General features: G+C 52.9%; 9 protein-coding genes. 8 read left to right on the forward strand and 1 reads right to left on the reverse strand.

Annotation, left to right across the window (positions count from 1 at the left end; translation table 11 throughout):
* Window positions 1-30 precede the first annotated feature (30 nt).
* From DFP98_RS32865 to DFP98_RS32895, 7 genes are all read left to right on the forward strand, one after another.
* Entirely contained in the window at window positions 31-1,197 is a 1,167-nt protein-coding gene (locus DFP98_RS32865) for a DUF3900 domain-containing protein (RefSeq protein ID WP_116064863.1), read from the forward strand.
* A gap of 138 nt (window positions 1,198-1,335) precedes the next feature.
* Window positions 1,336-3,663, forward strand: a complete 2,328-nt coding sequence (locus tag DFP98_RS32870; protein ID WP_116064864.1) for an alpha/beta hydrolase — start codon at window positions 1,336-1,338, stop codon at window positions 3,661-3,663.
* A 249-nt stretch (window positions 3,664-3,912) separates the two neighbouring features.
* Entirely contained in the window at window positions 3,913-9,042 is a 5,130-nt protein-coding gene (locus DFP98_RS32875; RefSeq protein WP_181918091.1) for an S-layer homology domain-containing protein, read from the forward strand.
* A 71-nt stretch (window positions 9,043-9,113) separates the two neighbouring features.
* On the forward strand, window positions 9,114-10,877 hold the full coding sequence (locus tag DFP98_RS32880) for an O-antigen ligase family protein (protein ID WP_116064866.1): 1,764 nt from the start codon (window positions 9,114-9,116) through the stop codon (window positions 10,875-10,877).
* A 184-nt stretch (window positions 10,878-11,061) separates the two neighbouring features.
* Window positions 11,062-11,610 carry a glycerol-3-phosphate responsive antiterminator gene (locus tag DFP98_RS32885; protein WP_246016960.1) on the forward strand — a complete coding sequence of 183 codons (549 nt, stop codon included), beginning with the start codon at window positions 11,062-11,064 and terminating at the stop codon, window positions 11,608-11,610.
* A gap of 32 nt (window positions 11,611-11,642) precedes the next feature.
* On the forward strand, window positions 11,643-13,133 hold the full coding sequence (gene glpK / locus DFP98_RS32890; protein WP_116064867.1) for a glycerol kinase GlpK: 1,491 nt from the start codon (window positions 11,643-11,645) through the stop codon (window positions 13,131-13,133).
* A gap of 135 nt (window positions 13,134-13,268) precedes the next feature.
* Window positions 13,269-14,939 carry a glycerol-3-phosphate dehydrogenase/oxidase gene (locus tag DFP98_RS32895; RefSeq protein WP_116064868.1) on the forward strand — a complete coding sequence of 557 codons (1,671 nt, stop codon included), beginning with the start codon at window positions 13,269-13,271 and terminating at the stop codon, window positions 14,937-14,939.
* A gap of 563 nt (window positions 14,940-15,502) precedes the next feature.
* Here DFP98_RS32895 and DFP98_RS32900 read toward each other — a convergent pair.
* Window positions 15,503-16,600: a PRK06851 family protein gene (locus DFP98_RS32900; RefSeq protein ID WP_116064869.1), complete on the reverse strand. Its 1,098-nt coding sequence runs from the start codon at window positions 16,598-16,600 to the stop codon at window positions 15,503-15,505.
* A 211-nt stretch (window positions 16,601-16,811) separates the two neighbouring features.
* On the opposite strand from DFP98_RS32900, the gene DFP98_RS32905 reads away from it, so the two are divergent.
* Window positions 16,812-17,402: an AAA family ATPase gene (locus DFP98_RS32905; RefSeq protein ID WP_181918096.1), complete on the forward strand. Its 591-nt coding sequence runs from the start codon at window positions 16,812-16,814 to the stop codon at window positions 17,400-17,402.
* The last annotated feature ends 89 nt before the right edge of the window (window positions 17,403-17,491 follow it).

Raw genomic sequence — 17,491 nt, forward strand, 5'->3', positions numbered from 1 at the left:
TATTTGAGCGATGGGAGATCGGCGTACGACATGAAATTCTCCGTGCAATTTTTATCGTTCTTCGTTATTCACAATGAGGGCTCCGATCCGGACGGTCCCAAGAAATATAAGCATTACCAGACGCTAACGCACGAGGAATACCAGGATAGCGAGCTGAAGGCGTTCCTTGACGGGGAGTTCAAGCGAATCGCCAAGCGCAAAGCCGAGATTAACGCGGTGTCCGAGAACGTGCCGACGAAGATCGGAAGGTTTATCGTAGAGCCGGGCTACGACTTGACGAGCAACCCGAACTATAACCTTTTCCAACGGCTGCGCACCGCGAACGACAAGGTGGAATTTCACAATTTCAGCGACGACGTGCTACGGTTATATATGGACACCAACTCGGTTCGCGGCGGTGCGTTTGTCATGGCGACTGCGAAGCTGAACGAGCTTTATGACGATCCGTTCCTGTTCCTGTTCAAATGCGACTTCGAGTCAAAGATCGCCAGGGTATCCGATGAACGCAGCCTGATTACGCAGGTCGAGATGGCGATCAACGCCAAAAACATTAAAGCGATCCAATACCCGCATATGCCCGAGGAGGGAATGGTCGAGGAGTGGGAGCTCAAAATCCATCAAGCTTCCCACGCGCGTTATTTCGAGGATTTCCTGAAGTATGTCAGCTACGAGAAGTCGAAGCCGGAGATCGTCGCCGACCAGGTGATGGAGATGGTTCACCAGTATATGGAGACGAAGTGGCAGGCTGCGGATATTCCGTATTACGACGCGGTTCCGGAAGCGGAGGAAGAGGCCCCGGGCGCGCCCGTGACGGAAGAAGTGGCGGCCATGAGACAGGAGAAGCAGCAGTTCGACGTCTGGGCGGCAGGGGAGAAGCGCGAGCTTCAGGAAAAATGGTCCCACGATCATGTCGTGGAAGCGACTAAGCAGCTTGTGGAGCTTCAGCCGGATCTGGAGCTGCGGTTCAAGCTGGACGACATTCTGATCAAAGGGCATATGGAAGATTACGGCGGCAACATCCATATCGCCAAGATGAACGGACGGTACGTCGTGCTGATCGAAGGGGATTCCTTTCAGTTCGAGAAAGGCGTGTCGCCGATCGAGCTCCTTCATCCGGAGGAGATGCAGGATGTACTGCAACGCGTCGGCAACGGAGTGCGAAGAAGGGCGAGCGGCGAGGCTCCTTCTCTGGATTGATCGGCGGCTCGGCGAGAGGCGGTTATATCGACCGTCTCTTTTTGCTGTGGGGAGCAAATACTAATCTTTGGCGTTCTAGCAGCTTCGGAATTAGGATTATAATGAGAGAGAAACTGTTCTATCGAGGCGAAGCTTACTATGAAGGTTGAATATGTTGAATTTCACGCAAGAAAAAATAGAGCCATACGAACAAAGCTCAAGCTGGCCCGTCTGATCGAGCGGGATCGAGGGGTCTGGAAGTATGCGCTGGCTGCAATGTGCGCATTTAATAGCGCAGCGGTCTCCGTCTCCGTTCTCGGTATGCCGACAGGGCTTGGCAGAACGTTCGATATTGCAGCGGCGCTGCTGTTGAACGCAGCGGGAATGGGGCTTGCCGCAGGGATCGTCGCGGCGCTTCTCGCCCTTGCGGGCGCCGATAAGGTTCCGAGGTTTGCGGCGGGCGGGGCGGTCTATACGGGGGTGTTGGCGTACTTCGTATTTTATTTCTCGGGTTTGGGCTGGAAGGCTTCTCTGGCGTTTGCTCTGACGGCTACATTAATCAGTGCGAGCTTCGGACTTCTCGTCGGACTCGTAGTTAGGAGAGGTCTTCCTAACAGGCGAATTGCGCTCGGAGTAGTGGCTGCGATTGCTGCGTTGGTCGTTATGACAGAAGTTCCATCCTTGCTGCCCGGCGGCGCCGTTTCCAACGCGGACGAGGCGACGGACGCGGGAGCTTCCGGCCAGCAAGAAGTGCGCGCCTCATCGTTGCTTCTCTCCGATCCGTCGCAGCCGGGACGCAATGATTATCGCAATTTCACTTATGGGAGCGGCAAGGACAAGCATCGTTCCGAGTTCGGGAAGGAGGCGGAGCTGGCGTCCCCGTCCGTCGACGCTTCCGCCTATATCGAGAGCTGGCCGTGGCTGCGGCAGCAATTCTGGGGCTTCGACGAGAACGGGCTGCCGCTGAACGGAAGAGTATGGCTGCCCGAAGGGGCCGGGCCGTACCCGGTGATGCTGATGGTGCACGGCAATCACCTGATGGAGGATTTCTCCGACGCAGGCTACGGATACTTGGGGGAGCTGCTGGCGAGCAGGGGAATTGCGGCCGTTTCCGTCGACGAGAACTTCTTCAATTATTCCGTCTGGTCGGGCATTCCGGATCAGGATATAAAGCTGCGAGCGTGGCTGCTGTTGCAGCACATCCGACTTCTTCAATCGTATTCGACGGATGAGGGCTCGCCTTTCTACGGTCGAATCGATTTTGATCGGGTTGCGCTGCTCGGGCATTCTCGCGGGGGGCAGGCCGCGGCCATGGCTGCGGATGCCGATCGCTGGTTTGCGGACGATGCTTCCCTGCCGGATCGCGACTCTTACGAAATTCAAGCCGTGATTGCGCTGGCTCCTACGGATGCGGAGGTGGATGGGGAACGTCCGCAGCTGCGGGACGTTTCTTACTTGACGCTGCAGGGCGCCAAAGACGCTGATCTGGTGAATTTCTATGGCGATCGCCAGTATGGGCGAGCGACATTTTCCGGTAACGGTAGAGCATTCAAGGCTTCGCTCTATATCGAGGATGCGAATCACAGCCAATTCAACACAACTTGGGGAAGCTCGGACAATTCCATGCCGGGCGGTTTATTTATTCGGCCCAAGGAGCTGCTTCCTGCCGAGGAACAGCGTGGCATCGCCAAGCTATACGTGTCCGCGTTTGCGGAAGCAACGCTTCATCAGTCGCGGGAGTACGATGCTTTGTTTCGGGACTACAGGGCGGCTTCGGCTTATCTTCCGGATACGCGATACTTTAACCAATATGAGAACGACGATTTCAGAATGTTGGCCGATTTCTCGGGAGAGGATCGTGAACAGCCGGCTTGGGGAGTGACGGCCGAAGCAAGCGGTCTGACCGATTGGCAGCATGCGAATGCGCTTGATCGTCAGGGAGAGGGCAAAGCCGATAAAGGAGTCGAGCTGGAGTGGGAGGAGGAAGGCGATTACACGATCGTCATCGGCTCCTCCCTGGAGGAGAAGCCCGAGGAGGAAGATTTGTTGATGTTTTCCTTGGCAAATAGGGGGCGAGAGCTGGAGGAGACGTTGGCGGGCAAGGATGTCGAGGGGCAGTCTCAGGCCCTGGAGGAGGCCATTGAGGAAGCGATGGAGTCCAGCTTATCCATCGACATCGAGCTGGAGGATCGCTCCGGTAATTCGGCCAGACTGCCGCTTGAACAGTTCATGGAAGCCGAGCCGCAGGTAGAGACGGAATTCACCTGGCTGCCTGCGCTGGAGCCAATTGTGGCCGACGGAAAGTTCAAGGACGCGGAGGAACCGGTCTATCAGACGTATGAGCTTCCGTTGAAGGACTTTGTAGAAGAGAACCCCGACTTCGATCCGAGCGAGTGGGAGCGGGTTACTTTTCATTTTAACGAGGGGCCGGGGAAGGTAATGTTGGATAGCGTCGGTTGGATGACCGATGAGGGAGCGGCGGAGTGAGCCTTAATTAAGGTTATAGGATTGCCAAATAGATAGTCATTTTCTCTGGTGGAAAAGCAGGGAGAGATGGGTGTCTATTTTATTTTCGGAAATAATAGAAAAATATACAAAAATACGACCGTTTTCGATCTTTATACCCATACTTTTGGAAACTTTTATGGTACAATATTCACAGTATGTTTGGGCAATTTTGGAATTCATAGGCGATTAATAACGGAAGGGATTGGGATAAAGAGAATGAACAGACGAATGAGGAGAAAGCTGCTCGCTTTTATGATGCTTGTCTGCTTGGCAATCGGAACGATTGTTCCACAAGCCGGGGCGGAAGGGACAATTGAAGTCCCAGAGAATCAGGCTCCGATGCAAGTGGATGATCAGCAACTTCCGCTTCCGGATGCTGCTCCGAGCGTGACCTCGGCTACTTATGGGACGATTAAGCTGGGGGAGATTTCGGGGTATCAGGTTTCACATGGATACGCGATGTTGAAAAAAAATAATTCTATGTCCAGTTTCCCAACATTAATTCCATACAATTATGATTCGCTGAATCTTGAAAATCTAACGATTGATCCTTCAGCGGCATATTCAGTAGAACTGCAGGCTTACTACCAGGCGAAGACTTCGTCTACAGACGTACTCGTATATTTCGATAAACTTGATCTGTCTGGACAGCAGCTATTAAATATGACAAATTGGTCGATCGACGAGACTGCGGTGACGGTTACTCCGGATACAGCGCTGCTTTCCAATTTTACAGATATGAGTATGTCCTTTCTTCCGGAAGGAATGAGTATGACTGAGAAGGCAGTGGCTTGGTTCAATCCATCTTATCTCACTCAGCTCAAAGTTATGATGAAGCCCGGCAAGTTAAGTTATACCTTTAAGGGCAAAGAGGGAAATAAAGGGTACTTCCTTAAAAACACAATCGATGTTCAGGGCAATACAACGCTCCAAGTGGATGAAGAAGATATTCAATTGACCGTCGAAGTCGTCCTTCCAGCTAATGAGGCCGTCCTGATCACGGGGGTTAGCGATAATTTCGTGGGGATCAGTAAGTTGTACCTGACACCTTCTGACTATCAAGTGGGAATTTCCGTAGAAGAAAATGGGTTTACCTACGATTGGGTAACCGATATTACGGCTGCGAAACCTACCCAGTTAAGTCTATCAGGTGAGTCGAGGCTGGAATTTGATAGAATGATGCTGTGGGGCAACGCTATAGACGCGGTAATTAATATAAAGCGTGGAGATTTTTTGCTTAGGGACATTTATCGATTTGACGGACAGATGTTACAATCCGTGATAAGCTCGAAGTTTTACATTAAGAATGAGCAGGGAGAACGTGTTCAGGAGCCTCAGAATCAAGCCATGAGCTGGAGTTATCTGAATCATTTAAACGAATTACAACTGCCAAGCGGCAAGTACGAGTTGGAGGCTGTTATCGGCATTGATGGTCAAGCCGAGAACTACACGGCAACTAAAGAGTTTATTTTTGTCGGCAAAGAGACTGGGGCGCCTAGAGGAATTACGATTTCCGCTCAGGATGAGAACGGACAGCCTTTGCAAAGTGGGCAGGTCTTCCTGTATGAGAAACAGCTGCCCTACGTTGAGGAAGCTAATAACGGAGTAACGGACTTTTACACGTATTTACGCTATCAGGCAGCCGCTTCTGAAAACGGTAAACTATCTATTCCGAGTCAACACCTGACTTCAGGCAAAGAGTACGATATTGTCGTGACCGGAAGGAGCGCCAACGGGCAAGATAGTGGCATCTACTATCATCAAACGGTCACATCTGCAACATCTGAGCTGAAGCTTACAAAAGATCGCTTGAAGAAGCTAACTTACTCGGCCTCACCGGCCGCTGAAGGGGATGTTCTCCATCTGGCGGTGAAAAGAAACGGAAGCGGATCGTCAACTTGGCCGATTCCGCTAACGTTGAACAAGCAGCGTAAAGCTGAAATTTATGTCAGTACAGCGGACCGCATTCTGGTATACGGAACGGTTTACCCAACGAGTACGGATGCAGGATATTCCTTTACCGACGAGAGAGCGGTCGCTGACGCCGCAAGCGGGACGGTAGACCTCACTGCAAATTTGGCTTTTGTTCAGCCTCCCGATGGTTTCGAGGATGCGGTCGTGTCGGTTGGGGACAGTGCTCCTCGATCATCTTGGTATGTTTCTAAAGGAGTACGCGACTGGTTTTATTATTCCGTAACGAAGGGTGAATATCGATACTCGTTTAAGAAATACGCGAAGATAGACGGTAACACAAAGTTTTCCTTCGACAGGCAGTTTCTCTCTTATGATTCTTATTGGGCCCATACCGGCCAAGTAAATCTGTTCGTGTACAGCAATTTCAATGACGAGCAGGAAAATTATCTCTATGACGTTTCTAAGGCTGACTCACAAAGGGGGACCTTTTACCACAATGCCGCTCAAGAGCCTCTCGCTGCTTTTACTGTGCACAGTCTTGAGGGCGAGACAAACATGATTGTGGAGAAGTCGGGAGATTCCTTCGTTTATCGGCAGACATCTCTATCTGACGGTCCTTATCAGGGAGGCGGAGCAAGCGCAAGTGCGCCGACACTGATCTACCAGCTCTACGATGAGAGAAATCAACCAGTGGGAGAGCGCTGGTATGCCCGTTTAGGGCACATGGAGGAATTGAGCGTACCTGCGATTCCCGGCACCTATTCGATGAAACTGGAAGCTCAGCTTTTCCCGGACGACGTAGCCAAGCTCGACGGAGAAATACGCGTACATGTTGAAGACAGAAGAGCATCGGGAAAGCTGTTGATTCCGATCGATATTCCAACGGGGTATACGTACAGGATGCCGGGGTTTAACACGGTGGAAGTCAGAACTAAAGATGCCGCGGGAAATGAGAGTAGGCTCTGGGCCGATATTGATCATTCAGGAAATTTCTTAATGTATGATACCGACCAGATTGCAGCTAATCAGGAATATGTAATTTTAATGTCGCTCACATTATCCAAGAATGGATCGTATGAGTACTCTACCTACTACAATTCGCTTCGCTTAACGGGAAGCCAGCTTCTTGCGTTAACAAAAATCGGCATTCCGAACGATTTGGCAGCAGTTTCGATAAAGCAGGTTGGAGTACCGAAAGAAGCTTCCTACTTGAATGCACAACTTGTCGCGCCAGTGGAAGGCTATAGCGATTTCGCTATTTACGCACATTCCTTTTCAGAAATGCTTGCCGTTCCGGGAGATTTTATCTTTCAAATGACGGGTACAAACGGAACGAATATCGGGTTTATTCTGGTCAATCATATTTCGGTCGATCCGGTTACGTATCGGGCTACGGTAACGGATGTGCCTAAACGAGAAGTTCAATTTAAGAATGCTTTGCCTTTCCTGTCATTTTCCAGCAGTTCAGATCTAAGCTTGCCGGGGCTGTTCGGGGGATACTATGCATACAACACAACGCAACTGCTTAACAAATTGATCGTCGCCGAAGGAAAACAATGGCTGTCGGTAGATACGCTAAAAAGTTCAAGCAGCGGTCCGCGATGGTTGTATAGCTGGAAAACCAGAGAACAGTTAAATATTACGAAGGACATGACGATCGCTTTCGATGGGAAGCCAGACCCGGCTGTTTCAAACTTGAGCATTGTTTCCATGACGAGAGATCAGGATAGTGCTACGCAACTCGTTATTCGTCCAGAACTGTTAAGCGGATCAATGAGATTGATAGAGGTGGGGGAGAATGTTTTTGAGAGTTATTTCTACCCAGTATGGGCTAAAATTGAAATCAAAGATAGCAGCGGCTTGACCCTTTATGCCGCGCAATCAATGAACTGGCAAGACGATATTGTTATTCGTAAATTCCTATCAGACGGACAATATACGTTAATATTCAGCCTCCCTATTGGCGTCGACGAAGAATTCAAACTAACGAAGTCGTTTACGGTTGGGGATGACACAGTTGCACCTACCGCTCCGACCGGGCTGCGCGCAACAGAAACTGATGCAACTAGCGTAACTCTGGCATGGAATCCGTCTACCGATGCATTTGGGGTGGCTGGGTACCGAATCTATATCGGGGGCAGCCAAGTCGGCACGACGAGCGGAGCCACAGCCTATAAAGTAACGGGATTGACCGCGAATACGCCATACTCGTTTACGGTCAAGGCGTACGACGCTAAGGGCAATCTATCTGCCGCAAGCCAATCATTAACCGTCCGCACCGCATGTGCGGGGATTTGCGGTGGAATCGGCGGTGGCCCCATGCCCTTCAATTCCGAAGATGAGAATACCGTTACGCTGACGAACAGAGATATTCCTGCAGCCTCGGATGGGAAGATTTCGATTGATGTGAAAGACAAGACTATCGTTGTTCTACCCGCTCGAATTACCGAGTTGGTCGGAAAGAACGATCTGGAGGTTCGATTTGGAGATGCGATCGTTTCGCTGCCTCCTGAAGTACTGGCTCAATTGTCGCAATTGCAAAGTACAAGCGGACTTTCGGATGCAAGTATGCGGCTGACGGCCGTTCAGCTGAATCCAGCGGAGGTTCAAGGCGGCCTGGCCTCCGATCCGAGTACAGGGGTGGCGGTTTTCAGTCCGATTTATGAGCTTAAGCTTGCTGTCGTAGGGAAAAACGGAGAAGAGAAGCTGCTCTCCTCCTTCAAAACCCCGATCACAGTAAGATTTCCTGTAAATCCGGGTGCGAATCGCCGCTTAACCGGCATCTACTATATCGCCGATAATGGGAAATTAGAGTATATCGGCGGAAGATGGGAAGGCAACGAACTTGTCGCAGAATTAAGCCATTTCAGCAAGTACGGCGTATTTGAGATTAAGAAAAACTTCGAGGACGTGGCAGCCAAGCATTGGGCGCTGTCAGTTATACAGGAGTTGGCGGCGAAACAGATTGTAAACGGAGTAACCGATACGAAATTCGCCCCGGAGAAAAAAGTTACCCGTTCCGAGTTTGCGGCGATGCTGGTTAAGGCTCTGCGCCTCAAACCGGCGGCTGTGTCCACAGCATTCGAAGATGTGCCGAAGAATGCGTGGTATTCGGAAGCTGTGGCAGCGGCATATGCGCACGGGCTCATCAAAGGTTTGAGCGACAGCAGGTTTGCTCCGCAGGAGCAAATCACGCGGGAACAGATGGCGATTATGGTTATGAATGCTTACCAAATTTCGTTTAAGACGGATTCATCCGAGGTTGTTCTCGAATTCAAAGACTCCGGCGAAATTAGCAAATGGGCTCAAACATCGGTAACCGAAGCAGGTTCCCTAGGATTGATGAAGGGCCGCAACGGCAACCTGTTTGCGCCAAAAGACAATGCAAGTCGTGCGGAGGCCGTACAGGTTATCTCCAACCTCCTGCAGCAATTATCGCAATAGCAAGCTTCAAGCGAGAGACTCCTGTTCAGGGATCTCTCGCTTGCCTATTCAATAGCGGGGGCCAATGAAGCATGAATAGCCAAAATGCACAACCTCGAACGCAGACGTATCTATTTGCTCTTACAATTATTTTTCTTGTTTCGGGCTCCTTCTTTCACGGTTTTTTGTTTGAAGAGGAATATCTTGTTGGTGCCATTGTCGCTTTTGGTGTGCTGAGCGTCTTGTATTTCAAACACCGTATACTTCATGATCCGGCTCTCTATTTTCTTCTGGTATGTGTTTGCAGTTATGCGGTTAGTCTGAGCTATGCGATTAACAAACAGGATGCGCTGCTTGAAGCGATCAAGATAGCATTTGTGGCAGCGATATACCTGATTTTCAAGCATCTTAATCCTGAAACAAACGATAGGGCGCTGCGCGTATTGCTGGGAACTTCGTTTGCAGCCGTCGTTATCGGAATCGCAGGGGATCGCTTTTACGACGACAGGCTGGCGGGGTTTCTCGACTATGCGAACGCTCAGGGGCTCTTGCTCGCCGTATGCAGCATAATCGCCCAAGCACTGTACATGACAGGTCGTCAGGGGAGATATCTTGGAGCTCATTTCGCATTCGTTATGGCTTTGGGGCTTACCCAGTCCAGAACAGCGATGCTTCTGTGGGCGTTAAGCCTAATCATTCTTTATGCAGCTGCACGTAAAAAATACTTCGAGCTGTGGCTGAGAGTACTGATCGGCACGTTCTTGGGGATAATGGGTTCAGTGGCTTTCGGTCAGTCCGTCTGGGCGACGCTTCTAATTATTGCGATATCCGGAGTATTCGTCTGGAAGCAAGCTGCGTTTTCTGTGGGGTTGTCGAGGAGCGTTGCTGCCGCTGCAGGTGCAGTGGCGGTGACATGGGCCGGCTGGCAATTGTACGATGGCGGATTGTCCAGATGGGAGAAGTTCGGCCTGTCGGCAACGGAGTGGCAGTCCCGCCTTGTTTATTACCGAGATGCTCTTAGGATGTCGCTTGACGCCGTATGGACCGGCTACGGGGGCGGAGGATGGGCTCAATTACAGTACGAATATCAATCCTCGGATTATTTCGTAAGGTATGTTCATAACCAACTGCTTCAAGTTGCTACGGATACAGGATTGATAGGGACGGTTTCATTTATCGGATTCGTTTCGGTTCTGCTGTATCGAGGATTTTATGAGCTAAGAAACGCTCCAGAAGAACGAAAGATCATCCAGTGGGGCCGTTTATGCGCAAGTGCGGCGATCGTCGTTCACAGTCTGGTCGACTTCGTTCTGGCCTCCCCGTTTTTATTTGGGGTATTCTTTTTGTTGAATGGCAGGGTTATGGTTCCCGAGGATGACAATCGAACCGAAAATAGAGGGATCAGCGGCGCTTTCCGAATTGCTGGCATTCTTCTTGTGTCGCTAATTATTATGATAACTTCAAGCTTGTCATTGATCTCGGGTTCTTACATCCGAACCGCCTCCGAGCTCTTGCGTAACGAGAAGCCTGCAGACGCGGTAAGGAGTCTGGATAAAAGCATTAAGCTCGCCCTATTCGCCGATCAAGCGCATGACCGAAAATCCAAGATCTATTTTCAAGAATATTTGCAAAGCCGAGATCAGCGTTATTTAGCCGTTGCCAAGGAAGAAAATAGCCAAGCTTTACAGACGAATCCCTCACAGATCTGGTATCTGAAGCTTCAGAGCGATATATTGTGGGAGCAGGGCGAGCGCGAAAAGTCTATTCGTATCCTTGAGGACCTAACGACGAAAAATCCGTTCGAGTCCCGCTGGCGGGAAGAACTGAAGCAAAGGCGCATGCAGCTATCCAAATAAGCCCATCATCCCGATATTCCAAAAGACCGCGAAATGATCTATAATAAAACCTACAAGTAAATCCGACCGCTGTGAGAAGAAGAGAACAGCTGCCATACAGGTGCGAACTCCCCGAGTCCGTGTCCGATTCGGCAGCTGTTTTTTTGTATTTTTTTCGGCGTTCAGCCGGGGAGGGGGAGAGGAATTGGGACTGTTGAAGCTGCATTCGGTGATACCGGCCGTTCGCAATATGAAGGAATTCGAGCAAGCGCTTGCTTCGCCGCAGGAAGTCATTTTTCTGCTGGAGGGGGAGCTGATCCATCTTCAAGGCATTGTATCGAGCGCCAAGCAGGCGAGGAAGAAAATATTTCTGCATCTCGATATGGTAAAGGGGATCAAGGACGACGAGGCTTCGATTCATTTTCTGTCCAAGGCGATCAAGGTGGACGGCGTCATCAGCACCCGAACGTCGAGTCTCATCCATGCGAAAAAATACGGGCTGATGGCGATTCAGCGGGGCTTCCTGATCGACTCCCATTCGGTGAAGACGATTATCAACTCGGCGTCTCACGTTAAGCCCGATTATATCGAGATTCTGCCGAGCTATTCTCACCCGAAGATCGGGATTATTCAGCGCGAGACCGGCATCGATATTATTCTGGGCGGCTTTATCGACGGGCCGGAGGATTTGCCTCCGTTGTTTGGGGCTGGGGCGATTGCAGTATCGACAAGTCATGCGAGCATGTGGAAATAGGCCCGGTCGAGAGGGCATAGGGAGGAATCGCATTGGAAAAATATATATTGTCGCTGGATCAAGGTACAACCAGCTCGCGGGCGATTTTGTTCGATCATGAGGGGCGGATCGTGCGCGTAGCGCAGCAGGAATTTAAGCAGTATTTTCCGAAGCCGGGCTGGGTCGAGCATAACGCTAATGAAATCTGGGGCTCCGTCCTCGCGGTTATCGCGACGGTGCTTTCCGAAGCGGACGTTAAACCCGAGCAGATTGCCGGAATCGGGATTACGAATCAGAGAGAAACGGCGGTCGTATGGGACAAGGAGACAGGCGTGCCCGTATACAACGCGATCGTCTGGCAGTCGCGGCAGACGGCCGACATTTGCGATGAGCTGAAGAGCGCCGGCCTGAACGAGACGTTCAGAAGCAAGACGGGACTGCTGATCGACGCTTACTTTTCCGGAACGAAAATCAAGTGGATTCTCGACCATGTGGAAGGAGCCCGGGAGCAAGCGGAGCAGGGCAAATTGTTGTTCGGTACGATCGATACGTGGCTAGTATGGCGTCTGTCGGGACGGCGCGTGCATGTGACCGACTATTCGAATGCCTCCCGCACGCTGATGTACAACATTCACGAGCTTCGCTGGGACCCGGAGCTGTTGAAAATATTGACGGTGCCCGAGTCGATGCTGCCCGAGGTGAAGCCTTCGTCGGAGGTGTACGGGCTGACGGATACGCATCATTTTTTCGGGTGCGAAATTCCGATTGCGGGCATCGCGGGCGACCAGCAGGCGGCTTTGTTCGGCCAGGCTTGTTACGAACGGGGAATGGCGAAAAATACGTACGGAACAGGCTGCTTTATGCTCATGAACACGGGCGACAAAGCGGTTGCGTCCGACCATGGATTGTTGACGACGATCGCTTGGGGAGTCGGGGGCAAGGTGACGTATGCGCTTGAGGGGAGCATTTTCGTCGCCGGGTCGGCCATTCAGTGGCTGCGCGACGGTCTTCGCATGTTCGCTGACGCCAAGGACTGCGAGCGCTATGCGGCCAGAGTGGAGTCGACGGAGGGCGTCTACGTCGTACCGGCTTTCGTCGGGCTGGGAACGCCCTATTGGGACAGCGACGTTCGTGGAGCCGTGTTCGGACTGACGCGGGGCACGACGAAGGAACACTTCATCCGGGCGACGCTGGAATCGCTCGCGTATCAGACGAAGGACGTGCTGGCGGCGATGGAGGCGGACGCGGGGATCAGCCTGAAAGCGTTGCGCGTCGACGGCGGGGCGGTGAAGAACGACTTCCTGATGCAGTTCCAGAGCGATGTTTTGGGAGCGGCAGTAGAGCGTCCCGTCGTGAACGAGACGACGGCGCTCGGCGCGGCATACTTGGCAGGGTTGGCCGTCGGCTTCTGGGAAAGCCCGGAGGAGATCGCGCGGCAGTGGAGTACGGATCGTTCGTTCACCCCCGCCATGGATGCCAAGGAGTCGGCGCGCCTGTACGAAGGCTGGGGCAAAGCGGTGAAAGCGGCGATGGTTTTCAAATGAACGTCGGTGTGGTAAAGTAAACTTAAGTAAATACATCGGGTCAGAGATGAGGAGAGACCGCTTCACGTTATGCGTTATGGCGCATAATGTGTTTGCGGTCTCTTTTTCTATACCTGGCGAAGAGAGGGATACGGCATGAAGGAACTCACATTTGCAGGACACGGGCGTTCGGCGATATTCGATACCATGCAGAAGGAAGAATACGACTTGCTGGTCATCGGTGGAGGCATTACGGGGGCGGGAATCGCGCTGGATGCGGCAAGTCGGGGCTTGCGCACCGCACTTGTCGAGATGCAGGATTTCGCGGCGGGCACATCCAGCCGTTCGACGAAGCTGGTGCACGGCGGTTTGCGTTATTTGAAGCAATTCGAGGTGAAAATGGTCGCGGAGGTCGGCAAGGAGCGGGCGATTGTATACGAGAACGGTCCTCATGTGACGACCCCGGAATGGATGCTGCTGCCGATTTATAAGGGCGGCACGTTCGGATCGTTTTCCACGTCAGTCGGCCTGCGGGTATACGATTATTTGGCCGGAGTGAAGCGCAGCGAACGGCGCAAAATGCTGAAGACGGCAGCGACGCTGCAAAAGGAGCCGCTGCTCAAAAAGAACGGCCTGCTCGGGGGCGGGTACTACGTAGAGTATCGCACGGATGACGCCAGACTGACTATCGAGGTGATGAAGCGCGCGGTCGAGCTCGGAGCGACGGCGCTGAATTACGCCAAGGTAGAAAAGCTCGTCTATAGTGGCGAAGGGCATGTGTGTGGAGCGAGCGTGACGGATCTGTTGAGTGGAGATAGCGGCGAGGTGCGCGCCAAGGCGATTGTAAATGCGACTGGACCGTGGGTCGACACGTTGCGGGAGATGGACCGCTCCAACCACGGCAAGAAGCTGCGGTTGTCCAAGGGCATCCATCTGGTCATCGATCAGAGCCGGTTTCCGCTTCGTCAGGCGGTGTACTTCGATACCGACGACAAGCGGATGGTGTTCGCCATTCCAAGGGACGGCAAGACGTACGTCGGCACGACGGATACGTTCTACGACGGGGACAAGGCGCATCCGACGATGACGGCGGCCGATCGGCAATATGTTCTGGGTGCCATCAACTTTATGTTCCCGGAAACGCGTCTTACGGAGAAGGATGTCGAGTCGAGCTGGGCGGGCATTCGTCCTCTCATTTATGAGGAAGGGAAAAATCCGTCTGAGATTTCGCGTAAGGACGAAATTTGGGAATCGAAGTCCGGTTTGATCACGATTGCCGGAGGCAAGCTGACCGGCTACCGCAAAATGGCCGAAGACACGGTCGACCTAGTCGCTCGCAGACTGCAGGGACGCGTGCAGACTGCAGCTTGCCGGACAAAGGGGATCGCCATATCCGGAGGCGAGGTAGGAGGCTCCGAAAAGCTGGAGGCATATGCCGCGCATGTTGCCGAGCATGGGAAGGCAGCCGGGTTGTCCTTCGAGGCGAGCCTGCGGATCGCGCGCTTCTATGGGTCTAACGCGGAGAGAGTGTACCGCTGCGGAGATGCTTCGGAAGCGGAACGTTTTGGGCTTCCGCTAGATCTCTACATGCGAGTGAAGTACGCGATAGAGGAAGAGATGGCTGCGAAGCCGATCGATATCTTCATTCGCCGCACGGGAGCGCTGTTCTTCAATATTGCGCTGGTTCAGCGCTACAAAGCGAACGCCATCGCGCTTATGCAGGAATTGCTCGGATGGAGCGACGAGCTTGCAGAGCGGTATGCGACGGAGCTGGAGGATGCGCTTCGCGATGCCGTCGTTCCTCAGGATTTGCAGGGGGCTCGGTAATAGGTAGGTTGGATAGAGTGAAGGCCTTTCGCCTCGCTGAAAAATAGGCAGGCTTCTGGGGGAATTGCTGCAGCCGATAAGACCGCCGCGCGGTCTTATTCGTCTGAACGGAGCCGGGATGTGAGTGATAAGACCGCCGCGCGGTCTTATTCGTCTGAACGGAGCTGGAATGTGAGTGATAAGACCGCCGCGCGGCCTTATTCGCCTTAATGGAGCCGGGATGTGGGTGATAAGACCGCCGCGCGGCCTTATTCGCCTGAATGGAGCTGGAATGTTGGTGATAAGACCGCCGCACGGCCTTATTCGCCTGAACGGAGCCGGGATGTGGGTGATAAGACCGCTGCGCGGTCTTATTCACCTGAACGGAGCCGGAATGTTGGTGATAAGACCGCCGTGCGGCCTTATTCGTCTGAACGTGCCCCCGCAAAGTGAGCGAAATAAGCTTCATAGCTGCACGCCGCTTTGTGGGGGCTTAAATCGAAGGGGGAAGTACATACTTCCTTCATGGTCTATCGATTAAGTCGAGCAGATCTGCTTAAAATGCACAAGCCCGTTAGTATTCTTCAAACCTGAATCGAAGCAAACCCCAAGACATCCCGCCTAAACTCCTCGACAATCCGTTCCACAGCCGGAGAGTCCACGGTTTCGGCATATAACCGCTCCAGTTGATCCCGTAGTGACCGTGCTTCCGACAACAGCCCGATAGAGCGTTTCATATTCGCGGCGTACTGCTGTCGGATCGGGGCCAACTCGTCGGCATGAGCTTCGTCGGTTCCTGGAACGATGCAGCGCTCGTACATGTCGACGATCTCGTCGGAAGGCCGATCGGGGAAGTATTCGTGTGGAGCGGTACTGTCGAAAATGGCAAAGCCAAGCTCGCGGACAACGACCATGTCCAGACTGTTCGGGTCGAAGCCGCAGTGGTAGATTTCGGAGTCGCAGCCTCGTTCGGCTGCGGCTGCGGCCAGTTTCTTCAGCATTGTAGACTTCCCTGAGCCGGGCCGACCTTTCAGCAAATACCGCTTCAGCCCCTCCGTCAGCCCGGGAACGTAATCGACCGCTCCCAGCGGAGTGGCCGCACCTAGAAATCGATGAGCCTCACTCCCCGCGCGCGCGCTCTTACGATCCCCAATCAGCCGATCGATGCATTCCTGGGTCAACTCGTCGGCCTTCTGAAAATCCATGTTCCCGATATAGATTTTCTCCCAATCGTCATGAACCCGGAGCGCCTCGGCGAACCCGGCGTAGGCCTCCGCGAATCTGTCCGCGATCTCCTGATCCAAGCTCGCCATTTCCGATTCCCTGGCCGAAAGTGCCGACTTATCGCATGCTTCCCCTAGGTCAAATTCTACAACCGTCGCTCCGACAATCTCCGGAACAATGGCGTTTGGCGTCGTGCCGTCGACGATCCCCAGGCTGAGGCCGGGAACGATCAGCGCATCCAGAGCGTCCGGATCGGAGGCGCAGGCGATGCGCCAAACCTCATGTCCCGCCGCCGACAGCTTGTCGCTTATCGAACGGAGCTCGCATCTTTTTCCCAATCCCGGGCCGCCCCTTACCACGCAAAGCCGCTCCAGTCCCTGCAACGATGAAGGAAGTAAGCTCGTGTAACCCCGAGCCGTATTGCCGCCCCCGTAAAAGTCGTACGCGTTGTCGCTCATTTTCGCCACACCTTTCTAGGCTGCTGTAATGGTCTATATATATCCCTATCGTATTTCATATAGGCTGTTTTGGTGCGGTTGGAGGAGGACCGAACCGGGACGCGGATTTCCGTTCGTCGGTGGAAAAAGCAGGATAGGCCGTCCCGCGCGGCGAATGGAAGCAGTATGAAAACTGATAATTCGTTTATTCGCTATCTGAAGGGTGAACAGAATGATTCTATGGATTAACGGAGCGTTCGGAGCGGGGAAGACGCAAACTGCTTATGAGCTGCACAGAAGATTGCCGGACTCCTATGTCTATGATCCGGAGAATGCCGGTTATTTTATACGCAAAAATGTACCGAAGCGGATCGCGCTCGGCGATTTTCAGGACTATCCGATGTGGCGGGACACGAACTATGCGATGCTAAAGCATCTGGATCGGGAATATGACGGTATCGTAATCGCGCCGATGACGCTCGTCAGCTCGCAATATTTCGACGAGATTATCGGACGGCTGCGGGAGGAAGGGGCGGAGGTGCGCCATTTTGCGCTGTGCGCCGAGAGGGAGACGTTGCTGCGGCGGCTGAAAAGCCGAGGAGAAGGAAGCGAATCGTGGGCGGCCGCGCAGATCGACCGGTGCGTGGCGGCGCTCTCGCAGGAGAAGTTTGCCCATCACCTGAATACGGAGGGGCACACGATCGCGGACAACGCGGAGCGTATCGCAGAGCTAGCGGGGCTGTCGCTGCAGCCGGACGAACGAAGCGCTTTGCGCAAAGCATACGACCGCATTCGGACGCAAATTCGGCACATCCGACTGTAAGCCTGAAGGCGTCATACCGCCTTTGAATAGGTCTGTTGTCGCTTTTTTCAGTGTAAACCGCGATATTAAAAGGATTTTGAAAGCGTCGC

The sequence above is a fragment of the Cohnella phaseoli genome, assembly GCF_003386235.1.
Lineage (GTDB): Bacteria > Bacillota > Bacilli > Paenibacillales > Paenibacillaceae > Cohnella > Cohnella phaseoli.